The 20,525-nt window shown below is 63.5% G+C and carries 21 protein-coding genes; all 21 read right to left on the bottom strand.

Going from position 1 to position 20,525, the window contains the following annotated elements:
• Positions 1-6: 6 nt before the first annotated feature.
• Positions 7-570, bottom strand: coding sequence for a 50S ribosomal protein L5 (gene rplE / locus J3367_RS17350; RefSeq protein ID WP_024351696.1), 564 nt, complete (start codon positions 568-570; stop codon positions 7-9).
• Positions 563-877, bottom strand: coding sequence for a 50S ribosomal protein L24 (gene rplX / locus J3367_RS17345; RefSeq protein ID WP_009209724.1), 315 nt, complete (start codon positions 875-877; stop codon positions 563-565). Before rplX ends, rplE begins: the two co-directional genes overlap by 8 nt.
• Before the next feature lie 15 nt (positions 878-892).
• A complete protein-coding gene (rplN, locus tag J3367_RS17340) occupies positions 893-1,261 on the bottom strand; it encodes a 50S ribosomal protein L14 (RefSeq protein ID WP_009209725.1) in 369 nt (122 codons plus the stop codon).
• 62 nt (positions 1,262-1,323) lie between these two features.
• Positions 1,324-1,572 (bottom strand): 30S ribosomal protein S17, encoded by a 249-nt coding sequence (gene rpsQ / locus J3367_RS17335; protein WP_024351695.1) that lies wholly within the window; start codon positions 1,570-1,572, stop codon positions 1,324-1,326.
• 10 nt (positions 1,573-1,582) lie between these two features.
• The gene (rpmC, locus tag J3367_RS17330; RefSeq protein WP_009209726.1) at positions 1,583-1,783 is read right to left on the bottom strand and encodes a 50S ribosomal protein L29; all 201 of its coding nucleotides are present in this window, start codon (positions 1,781-1,783) and stop codon (positions 1,583-1,585) included.
• Positions 1,784-1,794: 11 nt separating this feature from the next.
• Positions 1,795-2,208, bottom strand: a complete 414-nt coding sequence (gene rplP / locus J3367_RS17325) for a 50S ribosomal protein L16 (RefSeq protein ID WP_009209727.1) — start codon at positions 2,206-2,208, stop codon at positions 1,795-1,797.
• A gap of 27 nt (positions 2,209-2,235) precedes the next feature.
• Positions 2,236-2,943 carry a 30S ribosomal protein S3 gene (gene rpsC, locus J3367_RS17320; protein ID WP_009209728.1) on the bottom strand — a complete coding sequence of 236 codons (708 nt, stop codon included), beginning with the start codon at positions 2,941-2,943 and terminating at the stop codon, positions 2,236-2,238.
• A complete protein-coding gene (gene rplV / locus J3367_RS17315; protein ID WP_009209729.1) occupies positions 2,943-3,332 on the bottom strand; it encodes a 50S ribosomal protein L22 in 390 nt (129 codons plus the stop codon). Before rplV ends, rpsC begins: the two co-directional genes overlap by 1 nt.
• 2 nt (positions 3,333-3,334) lie before the next feature.
• Positions 3,335-3,613 carry a 30S ribosomal protein S19 gene (rpsS, locus tag J3367_RS17310; protein ID WP_024351694.1) on the bottom strand — a complete coding sequence of 93 codons (279 nt, stop codon included), beginning with the start codon at positions 3,611-3,613 and terminating at the stop codon, positions 3,335-3,337.
• Positions 3,614-3,625: 12 nt separating this feature from the next.
• Positions 3,626-4,462, bottom strand: a complete 837-nt coding sequence (rplB, locus tag J3367_RS17305) for a 50S ribosomal protein L2 (RefSeq protein ID WP_009209730.1) — start codon at positions 4,460-4,462, stop codon at positions 3,626-3,628.
• Between the two features lie 23 nt (positions 4,463-4,485).
• Complete coding sequence (locus J3367_RS17300; RefSeq protein ID WP_024351693.1) at positions 4,486-4,779, bottom strand: 50S ribosomal protein L23; 294 nt, start codon at positions 4,777-4,779, stop codon at positions 4,486-4,488.
• A complete protein-coding gene (gene rplD / locus J3367_RS17295; protein ID WP_009209731.1) occupies positions 4,776-5,396 on the bottom strand; it encodes a 50S ribosomal protein L4 in 621 nt (206 codons plus the stop codon). Before rplD ends, J3367_RS17300 begins: the two co-directional genes overlap by 4 nt.
• The gene (rplC, locus tag J3367_RS17290) at positions 5,396-6,121 is read right to left on the bottom strand and encodes a 50S ribosomal protein L3 (protein ID WP_024351692.1); all 726 of its coding nucleotides are present in this window, start codon (positions 6,119-6,121) and stop codon (positions 5,396-5,398) included. The genes rplD and rplC overlap by 1 nt, the downstream gene beginning before the upstream one ends.
• 25 nt (positions 6,122-6,146) lie before the next feature.
• Positions 6,147-6,455: a 30S ribosomal protein S10 gene (rpsJ, locus tag J3367_RS17285; protein ID WP_006205468.1), complete on the bottom strand. Its 309-nt coding sequence runs from the start codon at positions 6,453-6,455 to the stop codon at positions 6,147-6,149.
• Positions 6,456-6,620: 165 nt separating this feature from the next.
• Complete coding sequence (gene tuf, locus J3367_RS17280) at positions 6,621-7,796, bottom strand: elongation factor Tu (RefSeq protein ID WP_060577032.1); 1,176 nt, start codon at positions 7,794-7,796, stop codon at positions 6,621-6,623.
• A 63-nt stretch (positions 7,797-7,859) separates the two neighbouring features.
• Positions 7,860-9,950 carry an elongation factor G gene (gene fusA / locus J3367_RS17275; protein ID WP_024352402.1) on the bottom strand — a complete coding sequence of 697 codons (2,091 nt, stop codon included), beginning with the start codon at positions 9,948-9,950 and terminating at the stop codon, positions 7,860-7,862.
• A 30-nt stretch (positions 9,951-9,980) separates the two neighbouring features.
• Positions 9,981-10,451: a 30S ribosomal protein S7 gene (rpsG, locus tag J3367_RS17270; RefSeq protein ID WP_009209735.1), complete on the bottom strand. Its 471-nt coding sequence runs from the start codon at positions 10,449-10,451 to the stop codon at positions 9,981-9,983.
• A 31-nt stretch (positions 10,452-10,482) separates the two neighbouring features.
• A complete protein-coding gene (rpsL, locus tag J3367_RS17265; protein WP_009209736.1) occupies positions 10,483-10,854 on the bottom strand; it encodes a 30S ribosomal protein S12 in 372 nt (123 codons plus the stop codon).
• A 424-nt stretch (positions 10,855-11,278) separates the two neighbouring features.
• Complete coding sequence (gene rpoC, locus J3367_RS17260) at positions 11,279-15,475, bottom strand: DNA-directed RNA polymerase subunit beta' (RefSeq protein WP_024352401.1); 4,197 nt, start codon at positions 15,473-15,475, stop codon at positions 11,279-11,281.
• Positions 15,476-15,615: 140 nt separating this feature from the next.
• Positions 15,616-19,785, bottom strand: coding sequence for a DNA-directed RNA polymerase subunit beta (gene rpoB, locus J3367_RS17255; RefSeq protein ID WP_024352400.1), 4,170 nt, complete (start codon positions 19,783-19,785; stop codon positions 15,616-15,618).
• Positions 19,786-20,109: 324 nt separating this feature from the next.
• Positions 20,110-20,484, bottom strand: a complete 375-nt coding sequence (rplL, locus tag J3367_RS17250; RefSeq protein ID WP_009209739.1) for a 50S ribosomal protein L7/L12 — start codon at positions 20,482-20,484, stop codon at positions 20,110-20,112.
• Positions 20,485-20,525 lie beyond the last annotated feature (41 nt).

Below are 20,525 nucleotides of genomic sequence, written 5' to 3'. Positions count from 1 at the left end.
CAGCCGTTACTGGCGGAACGGGAAGTTGAACGCTGTCAGCAGCGCCCGGGCTTCGTCGTCGGTGTTCGCCGTCGTACAGACGATGATGTCCATGCCCCACATCTGATCAACCTTGTCGTAGTTGATCTCCGGGAACACGATGTGCTCCTTGACGCCCATGGCGAAATTGCCACGACCGTCGAAGCTCTTCGGGTTCAGGCCGCGGAAGTCGCGGACACGCGGCAGTGCGATCTGCACCAGCCGGTCCATGAACTCGTACATGCGGTCCTTGCGCAGCGTGACCTTGGCGCCGATCGGCATGCCTTCGCGGACCTTGAAGCCTGCGATGGAGTTGCGCGCATAGGTGATGACCGGCTTCTGGCCCGCGATGCGGCCCAGGTCCTCGGCAGCGACCGTCGGCTTTTTGGAGTCGGCAGTTGCCTCGCCGACGCCCATGTTGATGACGATCTTGTCGACGCGCGGGACCTGCATCTCGTTCTGATACGAGAACTGGTCCTGAAGCGTCTTGCGGACCTCTTCGCGATAGACGCGCTTGAGGCGCGGCTCGTAAGCGGTTTCCGTATCAGCCATTGATCTGCTCTCCCGAGCGCTTGGCGACGCGCACCTTGGTGCCATCGTCGAGTACCTTGAAGCCGACGCGGGTCGCCTTGCCGTCCTTCGGGTCTGCGACCGCCAGGTTGGAAAGCTGAATGCCGGCTTCCTTGTTGATGATGCCGGCTTCCTGGGAAGCGGTCTGACGCTGGTGGCGCTTGATCATGTTGATCCCACGCACCAGTGCACGACCGTCCTTCGGCATCACCTTAATGACTTCACCCGACCGGCCCTTGTCCTTGCCGGCGAGCACGACGACCGTGTCGCCCTTGCGGATCTTCTGCATCGTCCGCTCTCCTTCTTACAGAACTTCGGGGGCCAGCGAGACGATCTTCATGTGGTTCTTGCCGCGAAGCTCGCGGGGAACCGGGCCGAAGATACGGGTGCCGACCGGCTCTTTCTTGTTGTCGATCAGGACCGCGGCGTTCGAATCGAACCGGATCACCGAACCGTCGGCGCGGCGGATGTCCTTGGCGGTACGTACCACCACGGCCTTCATCACGTCGCCCTTCTTCACACGGCCCCGCGGAATTGCCTCCTTCACGGAAACGACGATGATGTCGCCGACCGAGGCATATTTCCGCTTCGAGCCGCCCAATACCTTGATGCACATGACACGACGCGCACCGGAGTTATCCGCGACGTCGAGGTTTGTTTGCATCTGAATCATGTCAGACCGCCTTCAAAGCTTGCTGCCGGGGTGCGCTTGACGCGCGCGTCCCGGCCAAATCATCAACTGGCTGCTGCCGCTTCGCTCGAAACGACGATCCAGCTCTTGTCGCGCGAGATCGGCCGCGTCTCCTCGATGGAGACGATATCGCCGACCTTGTACTGATTGCTCTCGTCGTGCGCCTTGTACTTCTTGGTACGGCGCACGGTCTTCTTGAACAGCGGGTGGGTGAAGCGACGCTCCACCAGGACCACTACCGTCTTGTCGTTCTTGTCGGAGACGACCGTCCCCTGCAGGATACGTTTGGGCATATTCTCGTCCTCAGGCCTTGGCCTCGCCCGCCTTCAGGCGAGAAATCGTCTTGATCCGCGCGATGTCGCGGCGCACCTTGCGCACGCGGGCGGTGTTCTCGAGCTGACCCGTGGCACGCTGGAAGCGCAGGTTGAACTGCTCCTTCTTCAGCTTGGCGAGCTCGTCGGTGAGTTCGTCCTGGGTCATTGTCTTGACGTCGGAAGCTTTCACTTCAAACTCTCCTATTCGGCAATGCGCTGAATGAAGCGCGTACGGATCGGCAGCTTGGCCGCGCCGAGACGAAGCGCCTCGCGGGCCGTCGTCTCGTCGACACCGTCGATCTCGAAGACCACGCGGCCGGGATGCACCCGCGCCGCCCAATAGTCAACGGACCCCTTGCCCTTACCCATGCGGACTTCGGTCGGCTTGGAGGTCACGGGCAGGTCCGGGAAGATCCGGATCCACACGCGGCCTTGGCGCTTCATCTGGCGGGTGATCGCGCGGCGAGCCGCCTCGATCTGACGCGCGGTGACCCGCTCTGGTTCCATCGCCTTCAATCCGAAGGCGCCGAAATTAAGGCCGGTTCCGCCTTTTGCGGTACCGTGAATGCGTCCCTTGAACGCCTTCCGGTACTTTGTGCGCTTTGGCTGCAGCATCTTATGTCACTCCGAATTCGATAAGGCTCAGGCGTGCTCGCGACGACGACCGCCGCCGCCCTGACCCTCGCCTTCGACCTGACGGCGCTCGGAGGCCATCGGATCGTGCTCGAGAATCTCGCCCTTGAAGATCCAGACCTTGACGCCGCAGATGCCGTAGGCCGTCTTGGCTTCGGCAGTCCCGTAGTCAATGTCGGCGCGCAGCGTGTGCAGCGGCACCCGGCCTTCGCGGTACCATTCGGTGCGCGCGATCTCCGCGCCGCCGAGACGGCCACCGCAATTGATGCGGATGCCTTCCGCGCCGAGGCGCATGGCGGACTGGACGGCACGCTTCATCGCACGGCGGAACGCCACGCGGCGCTCGAGCTGCTGGGCGATGGACTGAGCCACCAGGGTCGCATCGGTCTCGGGCTTGCGCACCTCGACAATGTTGATGTGCGTCTCGGCGTTGGTCATCGCAGCGAGCTTCTTGCGAAGCTTCTCGATGTCGGCGCCCTTCTTGCCGATGACGATGCCCGGACGTGCCGAGTGGATCGTAATGCGGCACTTCTTGTGCGGACGCTCGATGACGATCTTGGAGACCGCGGCCTGCTTCAGCTCGTTGAGCAGATAGGCGCGGATCTTCAGATCCTCGTGCAGCAGGTGACCGTACTCGCCGGTGTTCGCATACCAGCGCGAATCCCAGGTGCGGTTGATGCCGAGCCGAAAACCGGTCGGATTGATCTTCTGACCCATTATGCGGCCTCCTCGATTGCGGCGATCTCGCGCACGACGATCGTCAGATGCGAGAACGGCTTCTCGACGCGGCTGGCACGACCGCGACCGCGGGCATGAAAGCGCTTCATCGTGATCGACTTGCCGACATAAGCCTCGGCGACGACCAGCGAATCGACGTCGAGATCATGGTTGTTCTCGGCGTTGGCGATGGCGCTTTCCAGCGTCTTCTTGACCGTCTCGGCGATCCGCTTGCGCGAGAAGGTCAGATCCGCGAGTGCGGCGTCGACCTTCTTGCCGCGGATCATCTGCGCGACGAGGTTCAGTTTCTGCGGGCTGACACGGATCGTCCGGGCGACCGCTCTCGCCTCGTTCTCCGACAGCCGACGTTCGGCTTTGGCCTTGCCCATTGCTACTTCCTCTTCGCCTTCTTGTCGGCGCCGTGGCCGTAATAGGTGCGGGTCGGAGCGAACTCGCCGAACTTGTGTCCGACCATATCCTCGTTGACCGACACCGGAATGTGCTTCGAGCCGTTGTAGACGCCGAAGGTCTGACCGACGAACTGGGGCAGGATCGTCGAACGACGGCTCCAGATCTTGATCACATCGTTGCGGCCGCTCTCGCGCCCCTTCTCGGCTTTCTTGAGAAGGTAGCCATCGACGAACGGACCCTTCCAGACGGAACGTGTCATGAAGAAATCCTCTTACTTCTTGCGCTGATGGCGCGAGCGCATGATGAACTTGTCAGTCGACTTGTTCTGGCGGGTACGCTTGCCCTTGGTCGGCTTGCCCCACGGCGAAACCGGGTGACGACCACCGGACGTACGACCTTCACCACCACCATGCGGGTGATCGACGGGGTTCATCACGACACCGCGAACGTGCGGGCGACGACCCAGCCAGCGCGAACGACCAGCCTTGCCGAGGTTGATGTTCGAGTGATCGGCGTTGGAGACCGCGCCGACCGTCGCGAGACAGGACGACGGGACCAGGCGCTGCTCGCCCGAATTCAGGCGCAGGATTGCGAGACCCGAGTCACGACCGACGAGCTGCGCATAGGCGCCAGCCGAACGGGCGATCTGACCACCCTTCTCCGGCTTCATCTCGACATTGTGGACGATCGTGCCGACCGGCATGGCCGACAGCGGCATCGCGTTGCCCGGCTTGACGTCGACGCCGGACAGGCCCGAGATCACCGTGTCGCCAGCAGCCACGCGCTGCGGCGCCAGGATGTAGGCGAACTCGCCATCCTCGTACTTCAGCAGCGCGATGAAGGCGGTGCGGTTCGGATCGTACTCGATCCGCTCGACCGTCGCCGACACGTCGAACTTGCGACGCTTGAAGTCGATGATGCGGTAGGTCCGCTTGTGACCGCCGCCCTGGTAGCGAGCCGTGACGCGACCGGCATTGTTGCGGCCGCCCTTCTGGCTGAGACCCTCGGTCAACTGCTTGACCGGCTTGCCCTTCCAGAGGCCCGAGCGATCGACGATGACCAGCTGACGCTGGCTCGGCGTGTTCGGTTTGAAATTCTTAAGTGCCATTGCCTAGCTCCCTCCGGTCCCGATCAAAGACCGGTCGAGACGTCGATGGACTGGCCTTCGGCCAACGTCACGACGGCTTTTTTCTGATCGCTCTGGCGGCCGATGCGGCCACGGAAGCGCTTGACCTTGCCCTTGCGGACCATGGTGTTGACGGCGGTCACCTTGACATTGAAGAGCGCCTCGACGGCGGCCTTGATGTCCGGCTTGGTCGCCGTCCCCGGGACGTTGAAGACCACCTGGTTGTTGTCGGACAGAAGCGTCGACTTTTCGGTGATCACCGGGCTCGTGATGACGTCGTAATGGCGCAGATCGGTCATTTGAACCGCTCCTCGAGAGCCTCGACCGCAGCCTTCGACAGAACCAGCGTCTGGCGGCGGAGAATGTCGTAGACGTTGATGCCCTGAACCGGCAGCACGTCCATTTGCGGGATGTTGCGAGCCGAGCGCGTGAAGTTCGCGTCGAGCTCCGCACCACCGATGAACAGCGCGTTGGTCAGGCCCAGATCGGCGAAGGTCTTGACCATCGCCTTGGTCTTGCCCTCAGCAGCCTTCAGCTCGTCGATGACGACGATGCCGCCCGACTTCGCCTTGGCCGACAGCGCATGGCGCAGGGCCAGAGCCCGCACCTTCTTCGGCAGGTCATGCGCATGGCTGCGCGAGACCGGACCGTGGGCCTTGCCACCACCGCGGAACTGCGGCGCACGCGCCGAGCCGTGACGGGCACGACCGGTGCCCTTCTGGCGGTACAGCTTCGCGCCGGTCCGTGCGATTTCCGCACGGCCGAGGGTCTGGTGGGACCCCTGCTGGCGCTTGGCCAGCTGCCAGCGAACCATGCGCTGAAGAATGTCTTCGCGCGGCTCGAGACCGAAGATGTCGTCGGCCAGGGTAGCCGTGCCGGCGTCCTTGCCGTCGAGGCTTTTGATCGTAACGTCCATTATTCCGCTCCCTCGGAAGCGTCCGCGGTCTCGACAGCAGCACCGTTTCCGGCGTTGCGGAGCGCGGCCGGCTTCGGCGCGTTGTCGGGCAGCGACGCCTTCACGGCGTCACGAATTTCGATCCAGCCACCCTTGGAGCCCGGGACGGCGCCACGAACCAGGATCAGGCCCTTCTCGGGATCGGTGCGCACGACCTGCAGGTTCTGCGTGGTCACGCGGACGTCGCCCATATGGCCGGCCATCTTCTTGTTCTTGAAGACCTTGCCGGGATCCTGACGCTGACCGGTCGAACCGTGCGAACGGTGCGAGACGGACACGCCGTGGGTGGCGCGCAGGCCGCCGAAGTTGTGGCGCTTCATCGCGCCGGCGAAGCCCTTACCGATCGAGGTGCCGGTCACGTCGACCATCTGGCCCGGCACGAAGTGCTCGGCCGTGATCTCGGCACCGACGTCGATCATGTTGTCGTCCGACACGCGGAACTCGACGAGCTTGCGCTTCGGTTCGACCGAAGCCTGGGCAAACACGCCGCGCATCGGCTTGGACGTGTTCTTGACCTTGGCGAGGCCAGCGCCGACCTGGACGGCGGTGTAACCGTTCTTTTCCTTGGTCCGCTGGGCGACGACCTGGAGGTTCTCGACCTTCAGGACGGTGACCGGAACATGCTCACCGACGTCGTTGTAGACGCGGGTCATGCCGACCTTCTGTGCTATCACACCTGAACGCATGGGCGTTATCCTTCCCGTGCTCGGATCAGAGCTTGATCTCGACATCAACGCCGGCGGCGAGGTCGAGCTTCATGAGCGCATCAACCGTCTGCGGCGTCGGATCGACAATGTCGAGGAGCCGCTTGTGGGTGCGCATTTCGAACTGCTCGCGCGACTTCTTGTCGACGTGCGGCGAACGGTTCACGGTAAACTTTTCGATCCGCGTCGGCAGCGGGATCGGCCCCCGCACATTCGCGCCGGTGCGCTTAGCGGTCGACACGATCTCGCGGGTCGACGCATCGAGAACCCGGTGATCGAACGCCTTGAGGCGGATGCGGATATTCTGGCCGTTCATTTTATTCGTCCTCTCGTCGGAGACCACCGGCGCGGCGGCGCTTTCCGAGCGCTTGTCTTGTCAAAGCAGCCAATGTCGCGCGGGGCGAACCCCGGCTCGCCCGTGGGGGGCAAAGAACCGGGGACGCCGCTCTCAAGCGCGCGGCGTCCCCGAGATCGCTTCGTCCTACTCGATGATCGAGGCGACGATGCCGGCGCCGACGGTGCGGCCGCCTTCGCGGATGGCGAAGCGCAGCTTGTCTTCCATCGCGATCGGCACGATCAGCGTCACGTCCATCGTCACGTTGTCGCCCGGCATCACCATCTCGGTGCCCTCGGGGAGCGTGCACACGCCGGTCACGTCCGTCGTGCGGAAGTAGAACTGCGGGCGGTAGTTGGTGAAGAACGGCGTATGACGGCCACCCTCTTCCTTCGTCAGGATGTAGGCCTCGGCCATGAAGCGCGTGTGCGGCTTCACCGAACCCGGCTTGCACAGGACCTGACCACGCTCGACGCCCTCACGATCGACACCGCGAACCAGTGCGCCGATGTTGTCGCCGGCCTGGCCCTGGTCGAGCAGCTTGCGGAACATCTCGACGCCGGTCACCGTCGTCTTCTTGGTGTCGCGGATGCCGACGATCTCGACTTCCTCGCCGACCTTGACGATGCCGCGCTCGACGCGGCCGGTCACCACCGTGCCGCGACCCGAGATCGAGAACACGTCCTCGATCGGCATCAGGAACGGCTGGTCGACCGGACGCTCCGGGGTCGGGATGTAGGCGTCGACTTCCTTCATCAGCTCACGCACCGCGTCCTCGCCGATCTCCTTGTTGGAGTCTTCGAGAGCGGCCAGTGCCGAGCCCTTGATGATCGGAATGTCGTCGCCCGGGAAATCGTAGGACGACAGCAGCTCGCGAACCTCGAGCTCGACGAGCTCCAGCAGCTCGGCGTCGTCGACCTGGTCGACCTTGTTCAGGAACACCACGATCGCCGGCACGCCGACCTGGCGGGCCAGAAGAATGTGCTCGCGGGTCTGCGGCATCGGGCCGTCGGCGGCCGAGCACACCAGGATCGCGCCGTCCATCTGGGCGGCACCGGTGATCATGTTCTTCACGTAGTCGGCATGGCCCGGGCAGTCGACATGGGCGTAGTGACGGGCTTCCGTCTCGTACTCCACATGCGCCGTCGAGATCGTGATGCCGCGCGCCTTCTCTTCCGGCGCCGCGTCGATCATGTCGTACGCACGGTACTCGCCGAAGTACTTCGTGATCGCCGCCGTCAGCGACGTCTTGCCATGGTCAACGTGACCGATCGTGCCGATGTTCACATGCGGCTTGTTGCGCTCGAATTTGCTCTTGGCCATCTTGCCACTCCGTTTGTCTAGTGCGGGCTCAGGAAGCCCTATTCGTCTCGAAGCCGTTCGCGATCAGGCGAACTTCTTCTGGATCTCGTCAGCGACCTGGTTCGGAACCTGCTCGTAGTGATCGAACTGCATCGTGTACTGGGCGCGGCCCTGGGACATCGAGCGGAGCTGGTTCACGTAACCGAACATGTTGGCCAGCGGGACCATGGCGTTGACGACCTGCGCGATGCCGCGCGGCTCGGTGCCCTGGATCTGACCACGCCGCGAGTTCAAGTCGCCGATGACATCGCCGACGTAATCCTCAGGCGTCACAACCTCGACCTTCATCACCGGTTCCAGGAGGCGCGGTCCGGCCTTCTGGATGGCTTCGCGGAACGCCGCACGGGAGGCGATCTCGAAGGCCAGGACCGAGGAGTCGACGTCATGGTAAGCACCGTCGAGGAGCTCGGCCTTGATGTCGACCATCGGGAAGCCCGCAAGCGGACCTGCACCGAGGACGGACTGGATGCCCTTCTGGACGCCCGGGATGTATTCCTTCGGCACGGCGCCGCCGACGATCTTCGACTCGAAGGAGAACCCTTCGCCGATCTCGGCCGGCTCGAACACCAGCTTGACGCGGGCGAACTGACCCGTACCACCGGTCTGCTTCTTGTGGGTGTAGTCCACCTCGGCCTTCCGCGTGATCGTCTCGCGGTATGCCACCTGCGGTGCACCGATATTCGCCTCGACCTTGAACTCCCGCTTCATGCGGTCGACCAGGATGTCGAGGTGAAGCTCACCCATGCCGGCGATGATCGTCTGGCCGGATTCCTCGTCGGTCTTGACGCGGAAGGACGGATCCTCGGCTGCCAGGCGGTTGAGCGCGAGGCCCATCTTCTCCTGGTCGCCCTTGGTCTTCGGCTCGATCGCGATCTCGATGACCGGATCGGGGAATTCCATGCGCTCGAGAATGACCGGCTTCAGCGGATCGCAGAGCGTGTCGCCCGTGGTGGTCTCCTTGAGACCGGCCAGCGCCACGATGTCGCCTGCATACGCCTCTTCGATGTCCTCACGCGAGTTGGAGTGCATCTGCAGCATGCGGCCGACGCGCTCGCGCTTGTCCTTCACCGTGTTCATCACCGAGGAGCCCTTGGTGAGGACACCCGAATAGATGCGGGCGAAGGTGAGCGAACCGACGAACGGGTCGTTCATGATCTTGAAGGCCAGCATCGACAGCGGCTCGTCGTCCGACGACTTGCGGATCATCTCGCCATCGGTCTTCGGGTCGATACCCTTGATCGCCTGGACTTCGACCGGCGACGGCAGGAAGTCGACGACGGCGTCGAGCAGCGGCTGAACGCCCTTGTTCTTGAAGGCCGAGCCACACAGAACCGGGGTGAACCAGACGTCGCAGGTACCCTTGCGGATCAGGCGACGCAGCTCGTCATTGTCGGGCATCTCGCCTTCGAGATACTTCTCGGTAGCGGCTTCGTCGATCTCGACCGCAGCCTCGATCATCAGCTCGCGATATTCCTCGGCACGATCCTTCAGATCGTCCGGGATCTCGACGACGTCCCACTCGGCACCGAGATTCTCGTTGCGCCAGACAAGCGCCTTCATCTCGATGAGGTCGACGACGCCCTTGAACTCGTTCTCGGCGCCGATCGGCAGCTGGATCACGACCGGACGCGCACCGAGGCGCGACTTGATCATCTCGACGCAGCGGTAGAAGTCGGCGCCGGTCTTGTCCATCTTGTTGACGAAGATCATGCGCGGGACATGATACTTGTCGGCCTGGCGCCAGACGGTCTCGGTCTGCGGCTCGACACCGGCATTGGCGTCGAGCAGTGCGATCGCACCGTCGAGCACGCGGAGCGAACGCTCGACTTCAATGGTGAAGTCGACGTGACCCGGGGTGTCGATGATGTTGAAGCGGCGCTTCTTGCCGTCGCGACCCTGCCAGAAGGTGGTCGTCGCAGCGGAGGTGATCGTGATGCCGCGCTCCTGCTCCTGCTCCATCCAGTCCATCGTCGCAGCGCCGTCGTGCACTTCGCCGATCTTGTGGGACTTGCCGGTGTAGAAGAGCACCCGCTCGGTCGTCGTCGTCTTTCCCGCATCGATGTGAGCCATGATGCCGAAATTACGGTAATCTTCGATCTTATAGTCGCGTGCCATCGGGCGTCGCCTTTCGGACAGAAGCTAGAATTACCAGCGGTAGTGCGAGAAGGCGCGGTTCGCTTCCGCCATGCGGTGCGTGTCTTCGCGCTTCTTCACGGCGGTACCGCGGTTGTTGGCGGCGTCCATGAGTTCGCCCGACAGGCGATCGACCATGGTCGTCTCGTTGCGGTTGCGAGCCGCAGTGATCAGCCAGCGAATGGCCAGTGCCTGACGGCGCTCCGGACGAACATCGACCGGGACCTGGTAGGTCGCACCACCAACGCGGCGCGAACGGACTTCCACATGCGGCGAGATGTTCTCGAGCGCCTGGTGGAAGATCGCCACGGCGTCCTGACGGGACTTCTCGTGGACGGCGTCGAACGCGCCATACACGATGCGCTCGGCAACCGACTTCTTGCCGTCATACATGACGGCATTCATGAACTTGGATACGATGAGATCGCCGAACTTCGGGTCCGGGTTGATCTCGCGCTTTTCGGCTCTGTGACGGCGGGACATTTATCGTCTCTTCCAGTGATCAGCGTTGGGCTTATTTCGGACGCTTGGCGCCGTACTTCGAACGCCGCTGCTTCCGGTTCTTGACACCCTGCGTGTCGAGCACGCCGCGAATGATGTGATAGCGAACGCCGGGAAGATCCTTCACGCGACCGCCGCGGATCATCACCACGGAGTGCTCCTGAAGGTTATGCCCCTCGCCCGGGATATAGCCGATCACCTCGTAACCGTTGACGAGGCGAACCTTGGCGACCTTACGCAGAGCCGAGTTCGGCTTCTTCGGGGTCGTCGTATAAACTCGCGTGCAGACACCGCGCTTCTGCGGGTTCGCTTCGAGTGCCGGGACCGTATTGCGCTCGGTGGGACGTACGCGAGGCTTGCGGACAAGCTGGTTGATGGTCGGCATTCCAACCTTCCCTCTTCTTCCAAATCCAAAGTTCGAAACGAAGCAGCCCGCCCGTACATGGAGTGGACTTCTCCATGCACGAAACCGAGCATATCGTTCGCATGTATTGCGAACTGCCCGGCACGAAGCAGAGGACCGCCAGAGCGATCGTGCATACAGCGATGTGGCGTCTCGTTGAACGAAGCCTTGTTTGAAGCTCTGGATCCCGGACGCGGCGTCCTTGGGAAGAGTCGGCTTCACATCGGCTCTGTTGGAGGGCTATCTATCGATTCCCTCCCCCCTCGTCAACCCCGATCCCCCGCTCCCGCCGGAAAGCGCCGGCATATTGCGGACGCTCGCGCCGCTCGGTGGCGCATCGCGGGGCTTAAACGACAAAGGGCCGCCCGAAGGCGGCCCCTGAAGGGTGTTAACAGGCGGTTAAGGCCTATTCGGCCGGGTCGCTGACCGAAGTCAGCATCCGGTCGGTCTCGGCGACGTTGGCCGCCTTGCGGCGATCGTCGAGAATCAGGTCGTCGCGCGCCGTGGCGATGCGGCGGACCTGGGTCATGGTGCCACCGGTACCGGCCGGGATGAGTCGGCCGACGATGACGTTCTCCTTGAGGCCCTGCAGCGTGTCCGTCTTGCCGGCAACCGCGGCCTCGGTGAGCACCCGGGTCGTCTCCTGGAAGGAGGCGGCCGAGATGAAGGACGGGGTCTGCAGCGACGCCTTGGTGATGCCGAGCAGGACCGGGTTGCCCGAGGCGGGACGCTTGCCCTCCTCGTTCAGACGCTCGTTCAGCTCCGCCAACTCGATCCGGTCGACATGGTCGCCCGGAATGTAGCCGCTATCGCCGGATTCGACGATCTCGACCTTTTGCAGCATCTGCCGGACGATGACCTCGATGTGCTTGTCGTTGATCAACACGCCCTGGAGCCGGTAGACCTCCTGGATCTCGTTGACGAGGTAGCTCGCGAGAGCCTCCACGCCGCGGATGGCCAGAATGTCGTGCGGTGCCGGGTTGCCGTCGAGGATGTAGTCGCCCTTCTCGATGACGTCGCCTTCCTGGAGATGGAACGGCTTGCCCTTCGGGATCAGGTACTCGACGGGCTCGGCGCCCTCCTCGTGCGGCTCGATGATGATCCGGCGCTTGTTCTTGTAGTCGCGCCCGAACTTCACCGTACCGTCGATCTCGGCGATGACCGCGTTGTCCTTCGGCTTGCGGGCCTCGAACAGCTCGGCGACGCGCGGCAGACCACCGGTGATGTCCTTGGTCTTGGCGCTTTCCATCGGAATACGCGACAGGACGTCACCAGCCGAGACCCGCGTGCCCGGCTCGACCGACAGGATGGCGTCGACCGACTGGTAGTAGCGGGCATCGGAACCGCGCGGCAGCTTGAGAACCTCGCCGTCGTCACCCTTGATGACCATCGCCGGTTTGAGGTCCTGACCGCGCGGGCTGGCCCGCCAGTCGATGACCGCACGCTTGGTGATGCCGGTGGCCTCGTCGGCCTGTTCGGACACCGAGATGCCGTCGACCAGATCCTCGAAGTCCACCGTACCGTCGAGCTCGGTGAGCACCGGGCGGGTATACGGGTCCCACTCGGCGACACGCTGGCCGCGCCGCACGGTATCGCCATCGTCCACATAGACGCGGCTACCGTAGGTGACGCGATGCGAGGCCCGTTCCTTGCCCGCCTGATCCATGATCAGGATGGCCATGTTGCGGCCCATGGCGACCAGCTGGCCGTCGGAGTTGCGCACCACGTTGCGGTTGCGGATCTGCACCGTGCCTTCGTAGGACGCCTCGAGGAACGAGGAATCCACCACCTGCGCGGTACCGCCCATGTGGAAGGTCCGCATGGTCAGCTGCGTGCCCGGCTCGCCGATCGACTGCGCGGCGATGACACCGACGGCCTCGCCCATGTTAACGGGCGTGCCACGGGCCAGATCGCGGCCGTAGCAGGTGCCGCAAATGCCGGTGCGGATCTCACAGGTCAGCGCCGAACGGATGTTGATCGACTGGATGCCGGCCTTCTCGATGATCTCGACATCCGGCTCCTCGATGGTGACGCCACCCTTGACGATGACCTCACCGGTGAGCGGATGCACGATGTCCTCGAGCGCGGTCCGGCCCAGCACGCGCTGGCCCAGCGATGCGACCACCTGGCCGGCATCGACGATCGGCTGCATCGTCAGACCCTTGTCGGTCCCGCAGTCGACCTGCGTGATGATGCAATCCTGCGCGACGTCGACGAGACGACGGGTCAGGTAACCCGAGTTGGCGGTCTTCAGGGCGGTGTCGGCCAGACCCTTACGGGCACCGTGGGTCGAGTTGAAGTACTCGAGAACGGTCAGGCCTTCCTTGAAGTTCGAGATGATCGGCGTCTCGATGATCTCGCCCGAAGGCTTGGTCATCAGGCCGCGCATCGCCGCCAGCTGACGCATCTGGGTCGGCGAACCACGCGCGCCCGAATGCGACATCATGTAGATCGAGTTCATCGGCTTCTGACGGCCGTCCTCGTTGAACTCGACGGCCTTGATGCGAGCCATCATCTCGTCGGCGATCTTGTCTGTGCACTTGGCCCAGGCGTCGACGACCTTGTTGTACTTCTCGCCCTGGGTGATCAGGCCGTCATTGTACTGCTGCTCGTATTCCTTCGCGAGCGCCTGGGTCTCGCCGATCATCTGCGGCTTGGTCTCGGGGATCAGCATGTCGTCCTTGCCGAACGAGATACCCGCGGTACACGCATGGCGGAAGCCGAGCTGCATGATCCGGTCGCAGAAGATCACCGTCTCCTTCTGACCGCAGTGGCGATACACCTGATCGATCATCCGCGAGATGTTCTTCTTCGTCATCAGCTCGTTGCAGATGTCGAAGGGAACCTTGGCGTTCTTCGGCAGGATCTCGCCGATGAGCATGCGGCCCGGGGTGGTCTCGTAGATCTGCGAGACCGGGTTGCCCTCGGCGTCGATGGTCTTGAACCGGCCCTTGATCTTGGAGTGCAGCGTCACGGCGCCGGTGAACAGCGCCTGCTCCATCTCGCCGATGTCGGAGAAGGCCATGCCTTCGCCCGGCTCGTTCTCGTTCATGATCGACAGGTAGTACAGACCCAGCACCATGTCCTGCGACGGCACGATGATCGGCTGGCCGTTCGCCGGGTGCAGGATGTTGTTGGTCGACATCATCAGGACGCGGGCTTCGAGCTGCGCCTCGATCGACAGCGGCACGTGGACCGCCATCTGGTCACCGTCGAAGTCGGCGTTGAACGCCGTGCAGACCAGCGGGTGCAGCTGGATGGCCTTGCCCTCGATCAGCACCGGCTCGAACGCCTGGATGCCGAGACGGTGCAGCGTCGGCGCACGGTTCAGCAGAACCGGATGCTCACGGATGACCTCGTCGAGGATGTCCCAGACTTCCGGACGCTCCTTCTCGACCAGCTTCTTGGCCTGCTTGACCGTGGACGAGAAGCCCTTGGCGTCGAGGCGCGCATAGATGAACGGCTTGAACAGCTCGAGCGCCATCTTCTTCGGCAGGCCGCACTGATGCAGCTTCAGCTCGGGACCGGTCACGATGACCGAACGGCCGGAATAGTCAACGCGCTTGCCGAGCAGGTTCTGACGGAACCGGCCCTGCTTGCCCTTGAGCATGTCGGAGAGCGACTTCAGCGGGCGCTTGTTGGCACCCGTGATGACGCGGCCGCGACGGCCGTTGTCGAACAGCGCGTCGACGGATTCCTGCAGCATCCGCTTCTCGTTGCGGATGATGATGCCCGGTGCGCGCAGCTCGATCAGCCGCTTGAGGCGGTTGTTCCGGTTGATGACGCGGCGATACAGGTCGTTCAGGTCGGAGGTCGCGAAGCGGCCGCCGTCCAGCGGGACGAGCGGGCGCAGGTCCGGCGGGATCACCGGGACGACGCTCATGATCATCCATTCCGGCTTGTTGCCGGATTCCAGGAAGTTCTCGACGATCTTCAGCCGCTTCATCAGCTTCTTCGTCTTGAGCTCGGAGGTGGTCTCCGCAAGCTCCGAACGCAGGTCGCCGGCGATCGTCTCGAGATCCATCGAGCCGAGCAGATCCTGGATCGCCTCGGCGCCGATCAGTGCCGTGAACGAATCCTCACCGAACTCGTCGGTGGCGATCATGTACTCTTCCTCGGACAGGAGCTGGTGCTCCTTCAGCGAGGTCAGGCCCGGCTCGGTGACGATGTAGTTCTCGAAATAGAGAACCCGCTCGATGTCCTTGAGGGTCATGTCGAGCAGCGTGCCGATGCGGCTCGGCAGCGACTTCAGGAACCAGATATGGGCAACGGGGGCTGCGAGCTCGATATGGCCCATGCGCTCGCGACGCACGCGCGAGAGGGTGACCTCGACGCCGCACTTTTCGCAGATGATGCCCTTGTACTTCATGCGCTTGTACTTGCCGCACAGGCACTCGTAGTCCTTGATCGGACCGAAGATGCGCGCGCAGAAAAGGCCGTCGCGCTCGGGCTTGAACGTACGGTAGTTGATCGTCTCCGGCTTCTTGATCTCGCCGAACGACCAGGAGAGGATCTTCTCAGGCGAGGCAAGCGAGATCCGGATCGAATCGAACGTCTGCGCAGCCACCTGCGGATTGAAGATGTTCATGACCTCTTGGTTCATGGCTTTTCTCCTTCTGGGGCGCCTGCCCCGGGCCGCGGCGGGGGTTACCGGCGGCCGCTCAAATTCTTCAATCGTCGAGGACCGGCGCCGAAGGGGCGCCGGCCCGGACCGCGGCGCGCCGCGGTCCTGTCATGAATGGCCTATTCGGCAGCGTCCGGCAGGTCGGCCGGAGCCGGCAGCTCGGCGGCGGAGTTCGCCAGATCGACGTCGAGGCCGAGCGAGCGCATTTCCTTGACCAGCACGTTGAAGCTCTCCGGAATGCCGGATTCGAACGCGTCGTCGCCGCGCACGATCGACTCGTAAACCTTGGTACGGCCCGCGACGTCGTCCGACTTCACCGTCAGCATCTCCTGCAGCGTGTAGGCCGCGCCGTATGCCTCGAGCGCCCAGACCTCCATCTCGCCGAAGCGCTGGCCACCGAACTGCGCCTTGCCGCCCAGCGGCTGCTGGGTCACGAGCGAGTACGGTCCGATCGAACGGGCGTGGATCTTGTCGTCCACCAGGTGGTGCAGCTTCAGCATGTAGATGTAGCCGACCGTGACCTGCCGATCGAAGGCTTCGCCGGTACGCCCGTCATAGAGCGTGACCTGACCCGAGCCGTTCAGCCCAGCCCTCTCCAGCATCTCGACGATATCCTGCTCGACCGCGCCGTCGAAGACCGGCGTGGCGATGGAGACGCCGCGCTTCATCTGCTTGGCGAGCGTCAGAACGCTTTCGTCGTCGTAGTTCTTCACCTTCTCGTTGCGATCGCTGTCGCCCAGCAGCCCGGCAATCTCGTCGCGCAGCGGCGAGACGTCCTGGCTGGTCTGGTAGGCCTCGAGCATGTCGCCGATCTTCCGGCCCATGCCGGCACAGGCCCAACCCAGATGGGTCTCCAGGATCTGTCCGACATTCATGCGCGACGGCACGCCCAGCGGGTTCAGCACGATGTCGACATGGGTGCCGTCCGCGTTGAACGGCATGTCTTCCACCGGCAGGATCCGCGAGACAACGCCCTTGTTGCCGTGACGGCCGGCCATCTTGTCGCCCGGCTGGATCTTGCGCTTGACGGCGACGAAGACCTTGACCTGCTTCATGACGCCCGGGGGCAGCTCGTCGCCGCGCTGGACCTTCTCGACCTTGTCCATGAACCGCTGCTCGAGGGTCTTCTTGGCCTCGTCATAGACGTTGCGCAGATCCTCGAGAGCCGCCTGGGTCTTCTCGTCCTCAACGGCGAACATCCACCACTGCGACCGCGGGTATTCACCCATCGCCTCGGCGGTGATGACGGAGCCCTTCTTGAAGCCCTTCGGCGCTGCGACCGCAGCCTTGCCGTCGAGCATTTCGATCAGGCGACCGTAGACGTTGCGATCCAGGATCGCCTGCTCGTCGTCGCGGTCCTTGGCGAGGCGCTCGATCTCCTCGCGCTCGATCGCCATGGCGCGCTCGTCCTTCTCGACGCCGTGGCGGTTGAACACGCGGACCTCGACCACGGTGCCATAGGCGCCGGGAGGCATGCGGTTGGAGGTGTCGCGGACGTCGGACGCCTTCTCACCGAAGATGGCGCGCAGAAGCTTCTCTTCCGGCGTCATCGGGCTTTCGCCCTTCGGCGTGATCTTGCCGACCAGGATGTCGCCCGGCTGCACCTCGGCACCGATATAGACGATGCCGGCCTCGTCGAGGTTCTTCAGCGCCTCTTCCGACACGTTCGGAATGTCGCGCGTGATCTCCTCGGGTCCAAGCTTGGTGTCACGCGCCATGACCTCGAACTCCTCGATGTGGATCGAGGTGAAGACGTCGTCGGCGACGATGCGCTCGGACAGGAGGATGGAATCCTCGTAGTTGTAGCCGTTCCACGGCATGAACGCGACGAGCACGTTCCGGCCGAGGGCGAGATCGCCCAGATCCGTCGACGGACCGTCGGCGATGATGTCGCCCTTCTCGACCCGGTCACCCACCGCGACCAGCGGACGCTGGTTGATGCAGGTGTTCTGGTTCGAGCGCTGGAACTTCATCAGACGATAGATGTCGACGCCGGACTTGCCGGCTTCCAGATCCTCGGTCGCCCGGATGACGATACGCGTCGCGTCGACCTGGTCGACGATACCCGTCCGGCGGGCGCCGATGGCGGCGCCCGAGTCGCGGGCCACGATCGGCTCCATGCCGGTGCCGACGAACGGCGCCTCGGCGCGCACCAGCGGCACGGCCTGACGCTGCATGTTCGAGCCCATCAGTGCGCGGTTCGCGTCATCGTTCTCGAGGAACGGAATGAGCGCGGCCGCCACGGACACGAGCTGCTTCGGCGAGACGTCCATCAGGTCGACATTGTCGCGCGGCGTCATGAAGACGTCGCCCTGGTGGCGGCAGACCACGAACTCGTTCTGAAACTGGTTGTCGTCCGTCAGGATCGCGTTCGCCTGGGCGACGTGATGCTTGGATTCCTCCATGGCCGACAGATAGACGACGTCGTGGGTGACCACGCCATCGACAACCTTGCGGTACGGGCTCTCGATGAAGCCGTACTTGTTCACCCGCGCGAAGGTGGCGAGCGAGTTGATCAGTCCGATGTTCGGGCCTTCCGGCGTCTCGATCGGGCAGATACGGCCGTAATGGGTCGGATGCACGTCGCGGACTTCGAAGCCGGCGCGCTCGCGGGTCAGACCACCGGGTCCAAGCGCCGAGAGACGACGCTTGTGGGTGATTTCCGACAGCGGGTTGGTCTGGTCCATGAACTGCGAGAGCTGCGAGGAACCGAAGAACTCGCGCACGGCGGCGGCCGCCGGCTTGGCGTTGATCAGGTCCTGCGGCATGACGGTGTCGATCTCGACCGACGACATGCGCTCCTTGATGGCCCGCTCCATGCGCAGCAGACCGACGCGGTACTGGTTCTCCATGAGCTCGCCGACCGAGCGCACCCGGCGGTTGCCGAGATTGTCGATGTCGTCGATCTCGCCCTTGCCGTCGCGCAGGTCGACCAGCGTGCGCACGACCGCGAGGATGTCCTCCTTGCGCAGCACGCGCACGGTGTCCTCGGCGTCGACGTCGAGACGCATGTTCATCTTGACGCGGCCGACGGCCGACAGATCGTAGCGCTCGGAATCGAAGAACAGCGACTGGAACATCGCCTCGGCGGTTTCCATCGTCGGCGGCTCGCCCGGGCGCATGACCCGGTAGATGTCGAACAGCGCGTCCTGACGGCCTTCGTTCTTGTCCACCGCGAGGGTGTTGCGGATATAGCCGCCGACATTGACGTGGTCGATGTCGAGAACGGTGAACTCGTCGTAGCCCGCGTTGATCAGGTCGATCAGCGAACCCTTGCGCTCGCCGGTCTTGGCGTCGACGGTCATCTCCAGTTCCTGGCCGGCTTCGAGATAGATCTCGCCGGTCTCAGGATTGACGATGTCCTCGGCGATGTAGGAGCCGACCAGATCGTCCTCGGTCGCGCGGAGCGCCTTGACGCCCTTCTCCTGCATCTGACGCGCCTGGCGCGCGGTGACCTTCTTGCCGGCCTCGACCAGCACTTCACCGCTGTCGGCGTCGATCAGATCGACGACCGCACCCTGGCCGCGCACGCGCTCGACCGAGAAGGGAACGCGCCAGCCGTTCTTGTCCTTCTCGAACTTCACGGTGTCGTAGAAGGTCGACAGGATCTCTTCGCCGTCCATGCCCAGCGCCATCAGCAGGCTGGTCACGGGAATCTTGCGGCGCCGGTCGATGCGCGCATGCACGACGTCCTTGGCGTCGAACTCGATGTCGAGCCAGGAACCGCGATAGGGAATGACGCGCGCCGCGAAGAGCAGCTTGCCCGACGAATGGCTCTTGCCCTTGTCATGGTCGAAGAAGACGCCCGGCGAACGGTGCATCTGCGAGACGATGACGCGCTCGGTGCCGTTGACGATGAAGGTACCGTTCATGGTCATGAGCGGCATGTCGCCCATGTAGACGTCCTGCTCCTTGATGTCCTTGATGGACTTGGAGCCGGTGTCCTCGTCGACATCGAACACGATGAGGCGCAGCGTCACCTTCAGCGGCGCAGCATAGGTCAGATCGCGCTGACGGCATTCCTCGACATCGAATTTTGGCTGCTCGAACTCGTACTTGACGAATTCCAGCATGGCCTGGCCGGAGAAGTCGGAGATCGGGAAGACCGATTTGAAGACGGCCTGCAACCCTTCGTCCAGACGCCCGTTTACCGGCTCGTCCACCATCAGGAACTGATCGTAGGAGGCCTTCTGGACCTCGATCAGGTTCGGCATTTCGGCCACTTCGGGGATCGACCCGAAGAACTTGCGCACGCGCCTGCGACCGCTAAACGTCGTCGTCTGAGACATCGTCGCTCCTTCTCGTGATATCGCCCTCGACCAAAGGGCTGAAATTCCTCTGTCTCTCCGCCGAGAGACTCCGCTGCGCCCTGCGGCGGCAGCGACTGACCGATCTGTCGGGCGCTGGGCCCGCGTCTTCGAAAGGCTTGCCGGCAAGCCGTTCGAACACACGCACTGCATTCCCGTCCCGCGTCTTACCGTGCCGCACCGCGGAGAGTGCCCTGCCCGCCAGATCGACCCTTAGAGGCCGGAACCCTATGGCGAGCACGGAAGGCGGAACGGCAAATTGCCGTCCCGCCCCCGGATGTTCTGCGTAAGCGCGGCGAACCGCGATTACTTGACTTCGACCGTGGCGCCAGCCTTCTCGAGCTGGTCCTTGATCTTGTCGGCCTCGGCCTTGTCCACGCCTTCCTTGACGGGCTTCGGCGCGTTGTCGACGAGGTCCTTGGCTTCCTTGAGGCCAAGACCCGTGATCGCACGGACTTCCTTGATGACGTTGATCTTCTGCGCACCGGCAGATGCGAGGATCACGTTGAACTCGGTCTGCTCTTCGGCGGCTTCGGCCGGAGCACCACCACCAGCGGCCGCAACGGCGACCGGCGCGGCGGCGGAGACGCCCCACTTCTCTTCGAGCATCTTCGACAGCTCAGCCGCCTCGAGGACGGTCAGGGCCGACAGGTCTTCAACGATCTTGGCGAGATCAGCCATGTTAGTATTCCTTCAGGTTCGAACTTTGAGGTGTGCAGCGA

It is taken from the genome of Aurantimonas sp. NFXS3, from assembly GCF_049132005.1.
GTDB lineage: Bacteria > Pseudomonadota > Alphaproteobacteria > Rhizobiales > Rhizobiaceae > Aurantimonas > Aurantimonas coralicida.
Note: the sequence above shows the minus strand (reverse complement) of the source record. Positions and strands in the feature narration are given on the sequence as shown.